At 41.4% G+C, this 15661-nt stretch carries 15 protein-coding genes; 9 read left to right on the top strand and 6 right to left on the bottom strand.

What is annotated here, in order from left to right:
• The first annotated feature begins 37 nt into the window (after positions 1–37).
• The 3 genes from HUS62_RS04060 (at position 38) to HUS62_RS04050 (ending at position 3808) form a co-directional block, all read left to right on the top strand.
• Positions 38–760 carry a hypothetical protein gene (locus HUS62_RS04060; RefSeq protein WP_175078618.1) on the top strand — a complete coding sequence of 241 codons (723 nt, stop codon included), beginning with the start codon at positions 38–40 and terminating at the stop codon, positions 758–760.
• Between the two features lie 429 nt (positions 761–1189).
• Positions 1190–1771 carry an ACP phosphodiesterase gene (locus tag HUS62_RS04055; RefSeq protein WP_175078617.1) on the top strand — a complete coding sequence of 194 codons (582 nt, stop codon included), beginning with the start codon at positions 1190–1192 and terminating at the stop codon, positions 1769–1771.
• 498 nt (positions 1772–2269) lie between these two features.
• On the top strand, positions 2270–3808 hold the full coding sequence (locus tag HUS62_RS04050; RefSeq protein ID WP_175078616.1) for a glutamate synthase-related protein: 1539 nt from the start codon (positions 2270–2272) through the stop codon (positions 3806–3808).
• A 231-nt stretch (positions 3809–4039) separates the two neighbouring features.
• On the opposite strand, the gene HUS62_RS04045 is transcribed toward HUS62_RS04050, so the two are convergent.
• Positions 4040–4348 (bottom strand): hypothetical protein, encoded by a 309-nt coding sequence (locus HUS62_RS04045; protein WP_058585610.1) that lies wholly within the window; start codon positions 4346–4348, stop codon positions 4040–4042.
• A 115-nt stretch (positions 4349–4463) separates the two neighbouring features.
• Positions 4464–5363, bottom strand: a complete 900-nt coding sequence (locus tag HUS62_RS04040) for a LysR family transcriptional regulator (protein WP_058585607.1) — start codon at positions 5361–5363, stop codon at positions 4464–4466.
• A gap of 106 nt (positions 5364–5469) precedes the next feature.
• Between HUS62_RS04040 and HUS62_RS04035 the strand changes: the two genes are divergently transcribed.
• Positions 5470–6303: a type 1 glutamine amidotransferase domain-containing protein gene (locus tag HUS62_RS04035; RefSeq protein ID WP_175078615.1), complete on the top strand. Its 834-nt coding sequence runs from the start codon at positions 5470–5472 to the stop codon at positions 6301–6303.
• 43 nt (positions 6304–6346) lie between these two features.
• A complete protein-coding gene (locus HUS62_RS04030) occupies positions 6347–7501 on the top strand; it encodes an iron-containing alcohol dehydrogenase (RefSeq protein ID WP_175078614.1) in 1155 nt (384 codons plus the stop codon).
• Positions 7502–7680: 179 nt separating this feature from the next.
• Here HUS62_RS04030 and HUS62_RS04025 read toward each other — a convergent pair whose 3' ends face one another.
• Positions 7681–8154, bottom strand: a complete 474-nt coding sequence (locus HUS62_RS04025) for a YqhA family protein (protein ID WP_175078613.1) — start codon at positions 8152–8154, stop codon at positions 7681–7683.
• A 129-nt stretch (positions 8155–8283) separates the two neighbouring features.
• On the opposite strand from HUS62_RS04025, the gene HUS62_RS04020 reads away from it, so the two are divergent.
• Positions 8284–8442, top strand: coding sequence for a hypothetical protein (locus HUS62_RS04020; protein ID WP_175078612.1), 159 nt, complete (start codon positions 8284–8286; stop codon positions 8440–8442).
• Between the two features lie 146 nt (positions 8443–8588).
• Here the strand turns inward: HUS62_RS04020 and HUS62_RS04015 are convergent, their stop codons facing one another.
• Positions 8589–9257, bottom strand: a complete 669-nt coding sequence (locus HUS62_RS04015) for a DUF1826 domain-containing protein (protein ID WP_175078611.1) — start codon at positions 9255–9257, stop codon at positions 8589–8591.
• Positions 9257–10453: a zinc metallochaperone GTPase ZigA gene (gene zigA, locus HUS62_RS04010; protein ID WP_175078610.1), complete on the bottom strand. Its 1197-nt coding sequence runs from the start codon at positions 10451–10453 to the stop codon at positions 9257–9259. The genes HUS62_RS04015 and zigA overlap by 1 nt, the downstream gene beginning before the upstream one ends.
• Positions 10454–10490: 37 nt before the next feature.
• Between zigA and HUS62_RS04005 the strand changes: the two genes are divergently transcribed.
• The 3 genes from HUS62_RS04005 to HUS62_RS03995 all read left to right on the top strand — a co-directional run bounded on the left by HUS62_RS04005 (position 10491) and on the right by HUS62_RS03995 (position 14422).
• A complete protein-coding gene (locus HUS62_RS04005; protein WP_175078609.1) occupies positions 10491–11024 on the top strand; it encodes a kelch repeat-containing protein in 534 nt (177 codons plus the stop codon).
• A gap of 305 nt (positions 11025–11329) precedes the next feature.
• Positions 11330–12331, top strand: coding sequence for a family 43 glycosylhydrolase (locus HUS62_RS04000; RefSeq protein ID WP_058585593.1), 1002 nt, complete (start codon positions 11330–11332; stop codon positions 12329–12331).
• Between the two features lie 486 nt (positions 12332–12817).
• Positions 12818–14422: a diguanylate cyclase gene (locus tag HUS62_RS03995; protein ID WP_175078608.1), complete on the top strand. Its 1605-nt coding sequence runs from the start codon at positions 12818–12820 to the stop codon at positions 14420–14422.
• 35 nt (positions 14423–14457) lie between these two features.
• Here the strand turns inward: HUS62_RS03995 and HUS62_RS03990 are convergent, their stop codons facing one another.
• Positions 14458–15606: a hypothetical protein gene (locus tag HUS62_RS03990; protein ID WP_175078607.1), complete on the bottom strand. Its 1149-nt coding sequence runs from the start codon at positions 15604–15606 to the stop codon at positions 14458–14460.
• Positions 15607–15661: the final 55 nt, after the last annotated feature.

The following is a 15661-nucleotide window of genomic DNA, read 5'->3' as shown; positions in this document are numbered from 1 at the left end:
TGGCAAAATTGTGTTTTAAAAAATGGAAACTTAAATAATGGATTATAATCAGCCACTTTCGAAGCACTCCCTAGATTTAAACCTGAGCGACCGAGTTTGGTTTAGGTATTCTACTTTTTATAAAAAGACAGCTTTACAAGCAAAATCTAATACAAAACTAAAGTCGCTACCGGGCCTAGCTGTGCTGTCGGGCGGAGCTGAATTTTTATTTTTCTTTATGACTATCGCAATTGCTGTAATGAGCCTAGTGCTTCAAGAAATGATGCAGCCGATACCTGCTTTTGTAACTTGTGTGAGTTGTTATCTTTGTGTATTTGTTATCAAGCGAATTGTGATTTATAACAAATTTGGATTTGGTCGTAAGTGGGTTATGAGTATATCTAAAGACTCACTCGAAATAGATAGGCAAGCAATAGAGGGTAAAGCTTCAAAAGTTTTGCAAATCGCTAAGGAAGATATCAAAGAGATCATTTTTAATTATACTTTTCACGGTAGAAGTGGTCATATTGTGAACGAAAAAACGGCCAATTTACACGCTTGTGAAATTCATCAAAAAAGTGGCGATGTTGTTACGCTAGATAGTATGCGAGTAGGTCTTTTTGATGTGCTGTATCTTTTAAAATTCCACGAATACCCGCTACTATTCAGAAGTACAACTTCGGGCGGTGCAGGTAATATAGTTATTTTGATTATGCGGTTAATTTCTCTTTCTGCGATCATTTCGGCTCTTGTAATGTTGGCATTTAATTTAAAGTCATAAAGGTGAGTTTTTTGTATGGCTATCAGCTGGTAGGTTGGTTAGAGCGGAGTGAAACCAAACAAGTTAGTGAGTTGCTAGGGGAAAGGAGCTATCAGCTTTCAGCCGTCAGCTATCAGACGAAAAAGTTAGCGAGTTAGAAAGAGTAAAGGGGAAAGGTACGAGTTTCGAGAGGCGAGGTGTTTTAACGCTGATATTCCAACCCAAAACCAACACTATGATGTTAGCACCTAGCACCTAGCACTGTAGGCGTGAAATTTATTTCGCGCGATGATCTATTTAAAACGTGCCATGCAAGCATAACGCTTACCAGGCATTTGATTACGCGATATAAAATCGCAGCTACATTTTGCTAACTCGCAACCTGTGCCCCTAGACCCTTTTACCTGTATTCTTTTACAATGCATAAAATGACTTTATTTAGAGAATGCGTTGAACTACTTGGCTCACCTTTACTTAGCACAACCGACGGCTGATTCACATTTTGGTAATCTGCTGGGGGATTTTGGTGGGCGTCGGTATTCTGCGCAGTTACCTGATACGGTTAAAAATGGCCTTGAAAATCATTATTTGGTTGATAGGTTTACTGACTCACATCCCCTTGTAAAAGAGGCTAAGCAGTACTTTTCGCCAGCACGTAAACGCTTTGCAAGTGTCGCGATTGATGTGGCGTTCGATCACTTTCTTATTCAGCATTGGCAGCGCTTTAATGACCAACCATTGGCTGATTTCAAACAGCACAGTTATGGGCTTTTAAATGCCAGGCAAGCCATGATGCCTTCACGCATGCAGCAAGTTGTGACCAGTATGACCAACAATGATTGGTTTAAAGAATATGAAACCCTCGATGGGGTCGGCCTTGCCCTTGATAACATCGCCAAGCGTATTCGTTTTGCCAATAACTTTACAGGAGCCGCTGACGATATAGCCCGCCACTACCAACAGTTAGACGCAGTGTTTTTAGCTTTTTTCCCCGAGCTGGTTGAACATGTGAAGCAAATGGGAGTGGAATGAGTTTGCGAGTTTCTAGAGTAAAGGCACGAGTTTTGAGGGACGAGATACGAGACGTTTTAACGCAGAACTGGTAGCAGCGGGTTTACCCCGCGTAATTTACTGTTTATTTCTATGTAACGCGAATCGTCTAGGTGCTCTATGTAGTTCAATATTTTTTGCACAAAGAGAAGAGAATGAGAAGTCAATGAGATAGACCTAAAGAGTATTTTTTTCCTCTAAAGCGCAGCGCCTCTTTCCTCTTTGTGAAAATCACCCCACTGCGGTTTACAAACCGATTTACCTCTTACTTTAAAATATGAAATGGCTGATATCTTGGCTGCTTGTTGCGGTTATATAGTGTTTAATCGATAGATAAGTAATCTCTTAGGCGCTTAAAAGCTCGTTATTTAACTGAGCTGAACTACCCTTTGTAAAGCAAGTAAGCCTAGAATGAATACTTACCTCCATCGCAGTACCTTGAACATAGCAATGTAATGTAGCAACCGTGAGGGAACAATAATGAGCAAACCCATAATTGCAGCCGTTTCGCCGAAAAAAGTCACCTTAGAGCAGGGGCAAGAATACTATTTTTGTGCCTGTGGGCGTTCTAAAAACCAGCCATTTTGTGATGGCTCACATGCCGGAACCGATTTCAAACCCAAAGCATTTACAGCAGAAGAGTCGGGCAATGCCTATTTATGCCAATGTAAGCACACTGCCAATGCGCCGTTTTGTGATGGCAGTCACAAACAATTTGATCAAAGCCAAGTTGGTCTAGAAGGGCCTGGCGTGCAAATTCAAGCCTCTGATTCGCCAGTTGCTACAGCAACCAAAGAGGAACCCACCGTTGAGCTTATCCATCAATTAGCACGTGAAGGATTATCTAAGCTTGGCCATCATGGCCCTATGGTGTCGATGGGCGTGCCACGATATCAATTACCTAAATGGGATGATTTACAGCTAATGGTGGCGCAAATGGCAACGCAACCTTTAATGGAAGATGTTGCTGTTAATACTGAGCTTGTTATTGGCCCGCGAGCGAAAAAGCCATTAAAGCTGGCTATTCCATTATTTGTTTCTGATATGAGTTTTGGAGCTTTATCTGAAGAAGCTAAAGTATCTTTAGCAAAAGGAGCAGAACTTGCTGGCACAGGTATTTGTTCGGGTGAAGGCGGTATGCTTCCTGAAGAGCAGCAAGCCAATTCACGGTACTTTTATGAATTAGCAAGTGCAGGCTTTGGTTATAGCGAAGATAAATTAAAGAACGTTCAGGCCTTTCACTTTAAAGGAGGACAAGGCGCAAAAACGGGCACAGGTGGGCATTTACCGGGCAATAAGAATGTTGGCAAAATCTCTGAAGTAAGAGGAATTGAAGCGGGTACTTCGGCGATTTCACCCCCAACATTTAAAGACTTACACAGTGCCGCCGATTTCAAAAAATTCGCTGACAGGGTACGCGAGATAACCGGCGGTATTCCAATCGGGTTTAAACTAAGTGCTAATCATATTGAGGAAGATATTCAATTTGCGCTCGATGCGAGTGCCGATTACATCATTCTTGATGGTCGTGGTGGCGGTACAGGCGCAGCCCCTGAGATCTTCAGAGATCATATTAGCGTACCGACTATTCCTGCACTTGCCAGAGCAAGAAAGTACTTAGATGAACAAGGCGCAAGTGATGTTACTTTGATCATCACTGGTGGTTTACGTTTACCAATTGATTTTGTAAAAGCGCTTGCGCTTGGCGCTGATGGTGTGGCGATTTCGAATAGTGCAATGCAAGCAATTGGCTGCGTTGCTGCGCGTATGTGTAACACCAATAACTGCCCTGCAGGGATTGCGACACAAAAGCAAGATTTACGTCAGCGCTTAAATATTGAAAAGTCAGCAAATCAATTAAAGAACTTTTTTGAAGCTTCAACTGAGTTAATGTCGGTAATGGCTAGGGCATGTGGTCATGACTCTTTAGCTAAGTTTAATGCTAATGATCTAGCAACATGGCACAAAGATATGGCGTCGTTATCTGGCGTTAAGTACGCGGGTGTTGGAGTAAGTTAGCGAGTTGCTAGGGGAAAGGAGCTATCAGCTTTCAGCCGTCAGCTATCAGACGAAAAAGTTAGCGAGATACGAGTTGTAGGAGGCGTTAGAAGATATTAGATATCAGTCGTTAGAAGTCAGATTAAAAACTCAACGAGTTAGCGAGTTACTTGATACAAGTGGTAGGTACTCTAGTGTTTTTAACTTGCTAACTTGCTAACTTGCTAACTTGCTAACTTGCTAACCATCCCATTAATCGTCTGGGCCTTTTAGGGTAAATACCAAATGCCTGCGCATGTCTTTTAAAATCACGCCTTTTTTCAGCATTGCGCCACTTAGGCGTTTTTGCCACTTTAATAGCTCTGGTGTTGCTGCATCAAGTGATTGTTGGTTTTCAAATTGAAAACATAAAAGCAATGAGCCTGGGAATAAGTGGTATTCCACATCAAACCAGCATTGCAACATGCCTTCAAGTTCTGCGCGACCTTGCTCTTCAAGGGCGTCGGCAACATTTAATACAAGGGCTTGCTGTTTTAATTGTACTTTAGAAAGCTTTTTCATTTAAAAACCAAAATCGAGTCGAAAAACAGATTATACCTAAGCTTTACGCTTGGCGGAATGCATTACGCCAGTCTCGCGGTGATAAACCAAACTGATGACGCAAAGCAGGCCTTGCTTAGTTTGCAAAGTAATTAATATTTGCAAAGGCCGAAATAACATCTTTGGCAAATGCAATACGGGGGTGCTTTAGTGCCCCTTTGTTCCAAACTAAGTAAATTATGTTTTCTGGGCCTTCGGGTCCTAGTTGCACAAGCTCTCCGGCTTTTATCTGATCGCGACAAAGGTAATCGGGTAATACAGAATAGCCAATGCCTGAGCGAATAATATTGCTAATAGCACGTATATCTGGGCAAATAGCAATGACGTTTGAGTGGCATTTTGCGTTGAATACAGCTTCAAAGTATTGTCTTATCAAAGGCAGCTCTTCATCATACGCAACGACATTGTAGCTAGAGAGTAAATCTGCGGTAATGGTGCTGTCTTTGATTTCTCGGCCATGTAAACGGTTCATTACCAAAATTAGCTTTTCTTTGTCGAGCACTAGGCTATCAAATAGTGCTGGATCAGGCGCTGATGCAGCAATAGCAATATCTGCAGTTCCTGATTGCAAGGCATCAAAAATACTCACCTTATTACCAATATGCAGAACAAGGTTCACATTGCCAGATTGCAGTAAGTTGGCAATTTGTGGCCCTGATACACTACTAATATATTCAGCAGGTCCTGCAATATTAACAGTGCCATGTGCGGCATCAGAACGTGCCCGTATCGACATGATCTTTTGCTCTAATATATCGATATGACCAGAAACCTGCAGCGCTAGATCATGTGCAGCGGCAGTGGGGGTAACACCGCGGGCTTTGCGCTCAAATAAAGATTTACCAACTACAGTTTCCATTGCTTGAATGTGTGAGGTCACTGAAGGCTGAGATAAGCCTAAATTAGCCGCAGCCTTCGTAATATTTTTACAACGATAAACTTCAACAAAGGTTTTTAATTGCGTGAGATAAGACATGTAACTGTACGAGCCATAAATATTCTGATTGCTCCTCTTAATTTATCCGAATTCTACTCGCCCCGCAAACCAACTATGATGGCTTCACTTTCTAAGAGGACGAGTTATGAAAAAGATATTACAGCGACTAACGCTTGTTGCTGCAACAACTATGTCGATGTATGCAGTGGCGGGTGAAGGCGAAGTTTTGGTTATTTTATCAAGTGAAACAACCATGGATTTAGCTGACGGCCAGAGTATTGAAACAGGCTACTACTTAAATGAATTTGGTGTGCCTGCGAAAGCATTAGTCGATGCGGGTTATGAGCTTGTCCTTGCAACACCCAAAGGTAATGCGCCTCAAGTAGATAAAAAATCAGTGAGTACCGACTACTTTGATGGTAATGAAGCTAAAATGCAGAGCATTCAGCGTTTTGTAGCATCGCTACCAGATATCAAAGATACCGCAAGTTTGAGCGAAATTTTAGCGGGTGACTTAAGCCAATATGAGGCTGTGTTTATCCCAGGCGGCCATGCGCCTTTAATTGATTTAGCAAACAACCCTGAAGTGGGTGAGATTTTGCGTCATTTTAATAAGCAAGGTAAGCCAACAGCGGCAATTTGCCATGGCCCAATTACGTTGTTGTCGGCACAAGTTCAGCCAAATTCTTATTATCAAGCGATAAAAGATGGCGAAAAAGCATCAGCCAATAACTGGATTTATGACGGCTATAAAATGACTATTTTTTCAGACCCTGAAGAACGTGTTTTTGAAAGCAGTTTAGAAGGTAAAAAGCTTAAGTTTTATCCAGCTATGGCAATGGAAAAGGCCGGTGGAAATATGGCATTCGCTAGTGAGTGGCAGCCTAATGTAGTTGTTGACCGCGAACTTATTACGGGGCAAAACCCGTTTTCAGATAAATTATTAGCAGAAAAGCTTTTAGAAATGTTAGCTAAGTAAATTAGCTAATTAGCAATTTAAACCTAATTTAAGGGGCATTTAAATGTTGAACTTTATTTATAAAAATCAAACCGAAATTTTGTTTGGTAAAGGTCAAATGAGTGAGATCACGTCACGTTTACCAGAAAACGCTAAAGTACTATTACTTTTTGGTGGTGGCTCAATTAAGAAAAATGGCGTATACGACCAAGCAATGAGTGCATTAGCCGATGTTGACGTGATTGAGTTTGGTGGTGTTGAACCTAACCCAACATACGAAACGCTGATGCAAGCTGTGGCAACTGCTAAAGAGCAGAATGTTAACTTTATTCTAGCTGTTGGCGGTGGCAGCGTTATTGATGGCGCTAAGTTTGTTGCAGCAGCTTATAACTTTGCAGGTGAGCCGTGGGATATCCTTGTTAAAGGTGCTGAGTTTAGTAACCCGCTTCCTATTGGTGCAGTTTTAACTTTACCTGCAACTGGCTCTGAGAGTAACGGTAACTCAGTGGTTACTAAAAAAGAGACGTCGCAGAAACGTGCTTTTTCATCACCGAGTGTGCAACCTGTTTTTGCAGTACTTGATCCTGAATATACTTTTTCGTTACCAGAGCGCCAAGTAAGTAATGGTGTTGTAGATGCGTTTGTACACGTTATTGAGCAGTACTTAACTTACCCAGTAAACGCGCCATTACAAGACCGCTTTGCAGAAGGTATTTTACAAACCTTGATCAGCGAAGGACCTAAAGCGCTGAGCGAGCCGCAAAACTATGATGTAAGAGCCAATGTTATGTGGTCGGCTACAATGGCACTAAATGGTTTGATTGGTCAAGGTGTACCGCAAGATTGGTCTACGCATATGATTGGTCATGAATTAACAGCACTTTACAATCTTGATCACGCACAAACGCTGGCGATTGTTTTACCTGCGCTAATGCATGTTCAAAAAGAGCAAAAGTCTATTAAAATACAACAGCTTGGTGAGCGAGTGTTTGGTTTTAATTATAACGATGAAGCTGAGCAAATCGATAAAACGATTAAAGCAGTGCAAGACTTCTTTGAAGCAATGGCTGTTAAAACACGCCTTGCTGACTATGACCTTGATGAACAAGCAATCGACGCGGTTGTTAAAAACTTAGAAAAGAATGAGATAACAACGCTAGGTGAACACGGTGATATTGACTTAGCGAAGGTTAAGCAAATATTAGCGCTTGCACTTTAGGGCTTAAATTTAAAGGCGTAACATGAAGTGTTACGCCTTTTTAGTGCTTAAAAATCGATTTGCTAGAACTGGCTAAAGATAGCCAAAAGAGCGGTTTACTTGAGCAGTTTAATGCGTGATGAAAGAGCAATATCAGCTACGTTACCCTGAAAAAGTAAACTAACGTTGGTGAGTGTTCACTATTTCATTGAGCGCCATGCAAAGGTCGAGGCGGCAACTACAATCGCAATAGAAATACCAAGGTAGAGGGTTTCTATTGTGCCGCCGAATTCAACGGCGTGTTCTAAAAACAGAATCACTAAAATGACGGATGTTACCTGCACTAAGGTAATTTTTAAGTCATGAAAATCTTCGATATGAAAGGCGGCCAAAAACTGGCTACTCTTTGTGGTTGCAGGCGAAATGAATAGCCGGTAAAGGCTGATGGTAATAACTTGAAGAGTAATACCAATCAGTAATAAGTCGAGAATTTTTAAAAGCTCGACAATTAACTCTTTCCCCCCTTTTGCTGAGTCAGGTAGCGCGGTGATGGTGACTTTAACAACATTGAAAACGATATTCACACAAGCAATGTAAACAAGTAATGATGAAATTGCTGTAGTGATAATCGCGATGATGACTAAAAACCGGCTATTTTGAAAAAGGCGCTCCATATCAACTCACACAAATTAATTTCTTTGTTATACGAAGCTTAGCTGGTTTTTGATTAAATACAGCACGGCCATTAGCGAAGATGAACCTAACTTACTAGTTCTTTTAGTATTTACTCGTAAGTTCCGGTTGTGTATAAGTTTAAGGAACAACAAGGGTTGCTTCTATTAAGCATTAATACAAAAGGGATTTTTATGGGCTCGATGGCTAAGCACTCACTAGAACTGGATTTAAATGATAAAAAATGGTTTCGAAAGGCACTTTTGCTGGTGGCGCAAGGAATGCCTTAATTTTGTTACTAAGGATGTTTGCCCTATCAGCAATTGCAAGTGCGCTTAGTATGCTTTACGTTAATTTAAAGCCATGAGCAGTTGTTGTGTGTTCTTGAATGAAATAGCGCCTATTAGAATTAATAGACGCAGTTGGTACGCTCGTATTAAGCAATAAAGTCGAGGGTTACAAGTAGCCGTTTTTCGCCAGCAGCGAGTGCTGGTGAGCGGTGCACAAGGCCTTTGCCTTCGTTATCTTGCCAAGTTTCGCCTTTTAATAGGGCTACATCACCCACATTAAGAGAGTGAATTTTAGTATTTGCTGTCATTAAGCCTGATTCTTCATCGCTTAATCCTTGATGCCCTGCGCCAAGTTTAGTGCGATCAAGTCCTGCATTTTGCAACCACTGTGAGCCACTACCACAATATGTGCTGACTAACCGGCAAGGGACTCTGTCAACATGAAAACGTGGGCACATGGCACGTTCAAGTACTCTTAGGCGTAATCCGGTGCGCTTTAATTCAAATAAATAACAAAACATATCAACGAGCTGAGCCAGGTCGGCCTTAAGCTCTTCTGCTTGAGGTAGTTTTTCAAGGGCCTTATTTATGTCAGTCACAATGGTATTTTGATTGATCACAGCGTTAATACTGAGTTCTGGGTTGGCTGTAATACTCTCAGCTACTTCTGATTGCAGCTGCTCTGATAAGCTGCGTTGCCAAATTGCAATATTATGCTCAGGTTTATAAATTTGTGAAAACACCACAGGGCTTAGCGCTGTTGCTGCCGCTGATGGTAGGTTATCAGTGTCATGTTCTAATGCGTAGGCTGTCATTATGCTTCCTCCCAAACAGGAAATGGATCGGGCAGGGTTTGCCAAAGCGCTTTACCTGCTAATAGTTCATCGTCGCTAAGTAAGCAGTTATCAAGAGCTTGAGTGATCGCTGCTTGATTGAGGTTTTGACCAATAAAAACCAGCTCTTGGCGCATATCACCAAAGGGTTCTTGCCATACTTGGTTAATTGAATCTAAGTAGTCGCTATCTGTTGGCCACTGATCTTGCGGTAAGGCTTTCCAAAATATCCCGCCAAAACCATAGCGGGCTATGCCGCCAGCTTGATTCCATTGGCAAGCAAATTGTGGTCGAGAGGCTAACCAAAAGTAGCCTTTAGAGCGAAGTAGTTTGCCTTCGCGTTGATTGTTATGAATAAAGTTATAAAATTTTTCAGGGTGAAAAGGGCGGCGGGCCTCGTAAGTAAAGCTGCTAATACCGTATTCTTCGGTTTCTGGGGTATGCTCGCCGCGCAGCTCTTTTAGCCAGCCAGGTGCTTGCTGAGCTTTTTCAAAGTTAAACAGGCCCGTGCCGAGAATTTTATTGATATCAACTTGGCCATTTTCAATGGCAATAAGCTCTGCAGAAGTATTTAATGAGCTTAAAATGGCTTTTAAACTCTCAAGCTCATCGGCGCTAATTAGGTCTGTTTTACTAATTAAAATGACATCAGCAAACTCAACTTGATCAATAAGTAAGTCGGCTACGCTTCGCTCATCTTCATCACCTAAATGCTCGTTGGTTTCTTGTAAAAATTTGGCTTCGTTAAAGTCGTTTAAAAAGTTAACGGCATCAACGACCGTGACCATGGTATCAAGCCTTGCAACATCAGAAAGTGACACGCCATCCTCATCGGCAAAGGTAAATGTTTCGGCAACCGGAAGGGGTTCTGAAATACCCGTAGACTCAATAACTAAGTAATCAAATTGGCCCGTTTGTGCTAAAGCGCGTACTTCAATGAGTAAGTCTTCACGTAGTGTGCAGCAGATACAGCCATTGCTCATTTCTACTAGTTTTTCTTCGCCGCGGCTAAGCGAAACATCGTTTTTAACTGTTGCAGCATCAATGTTTATTTCGCTCATATCATTGACGATTACAGCCACTTTTTTGTCTTCACGGTTATTTAAAATATGGCTGAGCACAGTGGTTTTACCTGCACCTAAAAAGCCTGAGAGCACGGTGACGGGAAGTTTGCTCATAGTAGTGACCCTTAATTAGATTAAACAAAATTGCTGAATGTTTTGTTATAATATATCAATAAAGTGTCATTTAGGAATAGTAATCGTTGTTCGAGCGCATTTAGTTTTTGATCCTAACAACTTCACATTTACAGAAGCTGCACCCTTACCTTCGGCTAGAAACAGTGCGGCAAGTGCACAAGTAAACGGCCGTTGGTTTGTGTTAGGTGGCAGAACCGTTGGCGGCGAGCCTATCACTGACATGCTCGAATACCTACCCGAAAAAGACACTTGGCAAGCACATGCAGCACTCCCTAAAGCACGAGCAGGGCATGCCGCAGCGGTTATTGATAATGCTATCACTGTCTTTGGTGGTGAACATAGCCAAGGAGTTGACCGTGAGGTTTTTAGTTATGATTTAACCAAGCAGCAATGGCGAAAAACTTTCGAATGGCAAACACCTCGTCACGGTTTAGGAGCCGTTACGTTAAAAGGCCAAATTTGGCTAGTGGGTGGTGCCACAAAGGTAGGGCTTTCTGAAACGAGCCGTGAAGTTAATAATGCACAAGTGATGATAGGTAAAAACTTATGATAATGCCTTACAAATAAGCCTACATAAGGAGGCTTTGGGTTAGGTTAATCAAAGTGGATGGGGAGCCCCTTTATATTCAAGCAAGTTAGAGGTTTAAACTTTAATTCAGAAACCTTAAGCTTGCTGCTCCATGTTAAACCTATTTCTTTTAATGCTATTCCTTAACTTTCGCCAATAAAACTTGGGCAGCTTATAGCTTATCCTTACATTTCTTTTCACTGTCTGTTAAAAATGATGTTATATTTGTGTTCTTATTTAAAAGTAATAAAATAATACAAATTAAAATTTAACGATCAGGTTTCAAGATGACATTACAAACAAATAGTCCGTTAGTAGAGCAGCGCGCCGATCCATTTGTGCATAAGCACAGCGATGGTTTTTATTATTTTACAGGTTCTGTACCAACTTATGACCGCATTGAACTTCGTAAGTCTGCGACATTAGAGGGCTTAAAAGACGCTGAAACCTTTGATATTTGGTTTAAACATGACAGCGGCCCGATGAGCCGTCATATCTGGGCACCTGAAATTCATTACCTCGATGGCAAATGGTATATCTACTTTGCTGCCAGTGAAGAAGATGATATTTGGGCATTACGTCCGTATGTGCTTGAGTGTAAAGGCCAAGATCCGCTAAATGATGAGTGGGTTGAGCTTGGCATGATGCAAGCGGCTGAGGGCGACGAAAAGTCGTTCACTGATTTTTCTTTAGATGCCACCATTTTTGAAAATAACGGTAAGCGTTACTTCTGCTGGGCAGAGAAAACCGGCGGTCAATTTGCAGCATCAAACCTGTATTTAGCTGAGATGGAATCTCCAATTAAGTTAAAAACAGCGCAGTTTATGCTGACTACACCAGATTACGATTGGGAACGTGTCGACTTTTGGGTAAACGAAGGCCCGGCAGTACTTAAAAATAACGGTAAAATCTTCATTGCTTTCTCTGCAAGCGCAACAGGTGCATGTTACTGTATGGGCTATATGGAAGCCGATGAAAACAGCGATTTACTTGATCGTAATTCGTGGACTAAAACACGTATGCCTGTGCTTGAAACAAGTGTTGAAAAGAACATTTTCGGACCAGGTCATAACTGTTTTACAGTGGCTGAAGATGGTGAAACACCACTGTGTATTTACCATGCTCGTGACTATGAGCACGCTGTAGGTGAGCCAAGTGTAGTGCCAAAAACAGACACTCGTCCACTTGAAGAGATTGTAAAAGATCCGCTTTACGATCCAAACCGCCACGCTCGTGTTATGGAAGTGAAGTACGACGAAAATGGTCGTCCACTATTTGAACTGTATTAATTTACTGTGAATCAGATATAAAGCACAAAGCCACCAACTTAAGGTGGCTTTGTTGTTTCTAGGCTCTGTTATTTAGGGCTTAGTTAAGCAATAAAGCGGGATACAAGCTTTCCAGCTGTACGGAGCAACAACAAACACATGGCCGTTAAAACGATGAAACTCTGCCGATTGTGTGTGTCGTTTTTCAATTATCAAACTATCCATCCATTTTTGGCATTTGGCAGCCCATCAAAATAAAATTAAAAGAGTTTTTTCGACCATTTCTAAAAACTCAGCAAAGACGATACCTTTCATACAGTAGCTCAACAAAATTCAATACTAAAAGTTTAGATGTAATGAGAAATTTTACAATTTTTCACCGTTGAACTTTAGTATGGATAAGGTTTCAAATTTGCTGAAAAATTAAAGCCTAGCAAGCAAACTGACCAAACAAGGTTATACTTTTTAGTACTAATGTATTTTTGATTCTATTGGATTTGGTATTTTATGGTGATTGGTGCGAGGCTTAAAAAACGCTTATTACTTGCTTTTACTGCTGCGTGCTTTGCTATTTTGTTGGCACAAACAATCATCAGGCATTTTTGGATATTGCCAACATTTGAAGCGATGACAAAGCAAAATGATCGTATTGATATTCAGCGCGTGGAGTCACAGCTTCAGCAAGAGCTTGATGCGTTGTCAAAAATGGTCTTCGATAGTTCAGCTTGGGATACCATGTATGAAGCTGCACAGCAACGTGATACTCAGTGGTTTAATAGTGATTATGTTATCGCTGACGCACTACAGCGGTTAGACGTAAATGGTTGGTATTTATATGATACGCAGGCAAATATAATTGGCGGTGGCAGTTTTAATAGTGATTATCGGCCTTACTCACCAACGGTTTTAGAAAGCCCCAATTTGTTGATAAAAAACAACCTAATAATCTTATCTGACGATATAACCACTAGCCAATCTGAGTTAATTCATAAAGTCCGGTTTATTACCATAGATAAAACGCCAGCCGTGACGGTTGCTTACAATGTAACTAGGTCTGATGGCACAGGCGAATTTGTTGGTACTTTACTGCTTTGGAGCTTTATTGATGAAGGCTTTATCGAAAATCTAACGCCAGGGTTAGCTAATGATATTAGCTTTTATGGCACAGAGGATGCGGATAAATATAAAGAGCACTTAACTAGATTGTTTGGTGAAAAGGGGAGTGCTATGGAGGCGAGCCAGCATAATCAGCACCTTTACTTAGGAGTCAATGACCAAGCAGGAAACTTACTGTTTGTGCTATCTATTGCATCCCGTGAGCGTACTTATGACCGAAGTTTGTTTGATAGCTCCTTAATTACCGGTTTATTGATCTCTGGTTCTGTATTTATTTTGTTTTATTTATATATAAATGAACAAGTTTTAAGGCCACTCAGAAAGCTTTATACATTAGTGAATTCAGCAATTAGTAATAACAATTTTAGTGCTCGGGATGAGTATTTTGGCAATAACGAATTGCACCAGCTCGGGCGAGATATGAATGAGTTATTTACTTTGATTGAAAATCAACGCGCAGAAATACTAGAGCGCCACCAGAAGTTAAAGCATATTAGTAATACCGATTCAATGACGACGCTTGCCAATCGTCGGGCATTGGATAAACATTTTGCAATGCTTTCCAGCGATACTGATTTAGCATCGCAGCCTATCTCAATGATTGTCGCCGATATCGATCATTTTAAACTCTACAATGACTATTATGGACATGATCAAGGTGACAAAGCGCTTTGTGAAGTTGCCAATCTTCTTAAAGATAATACCAATCTAGACAGTCACTTTGTTGCTCGGTATGGCGGCGAAGAATTTGTAATTGTGCTCAGCAATACAGATAAGCAGGAGGCACTCAAAGTGGCTGAAACGCTACGAAACGCCGTTGAATCAGCTCACATTACTCACCAAGGTAGTGCAGACTTAAGCTATGTTACCTTATCGATAGGTGTTGCCAGTAAAGCTGCTAATGAGGCGTTTGATTCAGATAGCTTGTTTAAAATAGCAGATGACGCGCTTTATAAAGCGAAAAAGCAAGGCCGCAATTGCTGTGTTGCAGGGTGAAGCTCAGCTATTGCTTTATAGCTGAGCTTAACGCTTTAAATTGCAACCAAGCTCTGCTCAAGCATTGCTTTAATTTGCTTAACAATTTTTGCTTCTGTTTCTGGCTCAAATTGTTGAATACGTGGGGTGTGAATATGCCCTGTAGGGATGTCTGAATTAAGCTCATCACGTAGGCGAATACTACGATACGAAATTTCATTTGATAAGTAGCCGCCGCCACCGCCTTTTACTGCAATCGCACCTTCTAATTCTTTAAGTGATTTTGGCTCAAATGCTTTTTCAAGCGTAACGACTTTATGATTGTCGTTGATTGGGAATGGCCCTTTGGCTTGTTGCATTTGCTTAACTGGTAAGCTGAACGTTACAAACTCATTGCCCGGAAGAGGGCGGTCGTTAAGGCTCGAAATTTTCGGTGCAGTGGCTGTGCCGCCATACACAATATTGGCGTTATCGGGCGCCGTTACACTGCGGCGTTTACCCGGAAAGCGTTCAAGGTCAAAGTCTTTGCTGCCCATACTGATAGTGGCAATCATATCGACATTGTTAAGTGCATAATATGGCGCAAGTAATGATTCGATAATACCTTGGTCAAAGTCTTCGTAGCGTACTGGCACCATCACCGTATTGATCTCGGCGCTAATGCCATTGTAATTAATTACTTGGCCATCAAGTAATAATGCTGCAACACCGGATGGGTTACTTTGATTAATATTTCTATCTAATAAGAAGGGATCAAAACCTGTAATTAAAATGCGTTTGTCGGTTTTTTTACTGTAATCAAGGTCGGTGCGTCCACGGCTGCCATTTTCGAGCATTGTTAATAACGCGGTTTGTTCGCTGTCGGTAATTGCAAACTGGGGTTTGCTGGTACGAATAATTTTGCTTGAAAGTAAACGCGCCCAATATAGCTCTCGGTCGTCGAAGCTGTTGGTTTTAATTATACGCGCTTTGGCATCGCGCCATAATTGTTTAGCGTAATCATCAATAAGGTCACTTGCTTGCTGATAACTAGCAGCCGCTTGCCACTGTTTTTCAAATTGGTTCACTTCATCAGAAAAAGCACTCAACACCTTTGGCATGGCTTTGCTGGCTTTTTCAATACGCAGTTCTTCAACGGTTAAATTGGCTGCAAATGCAGTAAATGACGAGGCGATTAAGCCGGTGGCAAGTAAAACTTTTTTCATGATTATCCTATTTAGTTACAGCACGTTTAGTAGGCTTGCGTTAACTATCCTATGG

It is taken from the genome of Pseudoalteromonas sp. 0303 (assembly GCF_013349995.1).
In the GTDB taxonomy this organism is placed as follows: domain Bacteria; phylum Pseudomonadota; class Gammaproteobacteria; order Enterobacterales; family Alteromonadaceae; genus Pseudoalteromonas.
Note: the sequence above shows the minus strand (reverse complement) of the source record. Positions and strands in the feature narration are given on the sequence as shown.

What these genes read in the sequence shown, in the direction of transcription:
- HUS62_RS04035 (WP_175078615.1), top strand. Translation starts at nt 5,470, where the DNA reads ATGAAAAAGATATTACAGCGACTAACGCTTGTTGCTGCAACAACTATG.
- HUS62_RS03990 (WP_175078607.1), bottom strand. Translation starts at nt 15,606, where the DNA reads ATGAAAAAAGTTTTACTTGCCACCGGCTTAATCGCCTCGTCATTTACT.
- HUS62_RS04060 (WP_175078618.1), top strand. Translation starts at nt 38, where the DNA reads ATGGATTATAATCAGCCACTTTCGAAGCACTCCCTAGATTTAAACCTG.
- HUS62_RS04015 (WP_175078611.1), bottom strand. Translation starts at nt 9,257, where the DNA reads ATGACAGCCTACGCATTAGAACATGACACTGATAACCTACCATCAGCG.
- HUS62_RS04005 (WP_175078609.1), top strand. Translation starts at nt 10,491, where the DNA reads ATGTTTTGTTATAATATATCAATAAAGTGTCATTTAGGAATAGTAATC.
- HUS62_RS04050 (WP_175078616.1), top strand. Translation starts at nt 2,270, where the DNA reads ATGAGCAAACCCATAATTGCAGCCGTTTCGCCGAAAAAAGTCACCTTA.
- HUS62_RS04040 (WP_058585607.1), bottom strand. Translation starts at nt 5,363, where the DNA reads ATGTCTTATCTCACGCAATTAAAAACCTTTGTTGAAGTTTATCGTTGT.
- HUS62_RS04045 (WP_058585610.1), bottom strand. Translation starts at nt 4,348, where the DNA reads ATGAAAAAGCTTTCTAAAGTACAATTAAAACAGCAAGCCCTTGTATTA.
- HUS62_RS04025 (WP_175078613.1), bottom strand. Translation starts at nt 8,154, where the DNA reads ATGGAGCGCCTTTTTCAAAATAGCCGGTTTTTAGTCATCATCGCGATT.
- HUS62_RS04000 (WP_058585593.1), top strand. Translation starts at nt 11,330, where the DNA reads ATGACATTACAAACAAATAGTCCGTTAGTAGAGCAGCGCGCCGATCCA.
- HUS62_RS04030 (WP_175078614.1), top strand. Translation starts at nt 6,347, where the DNA reads ATGTTGAACTTTATTTATAAAAATCAAACCGAAATTTTGTTTGGTAAA.
- zigA (WP_175078610.1), bottom strand. Translation starts at nt 10,453, where the DNA reads ATGAGCAAACTTCCCGTCACCGTGCTCTCAGGCTTTTTAGGTGCAGGT.
- HUS62_RS03995 (WP_175078608.1), top strand. Translation starts at nt 12,818, where the DNA reads ATGGTGATTGGTGCGAGGCTTAAAAAACGCTTATTACTTGCTTTTACT.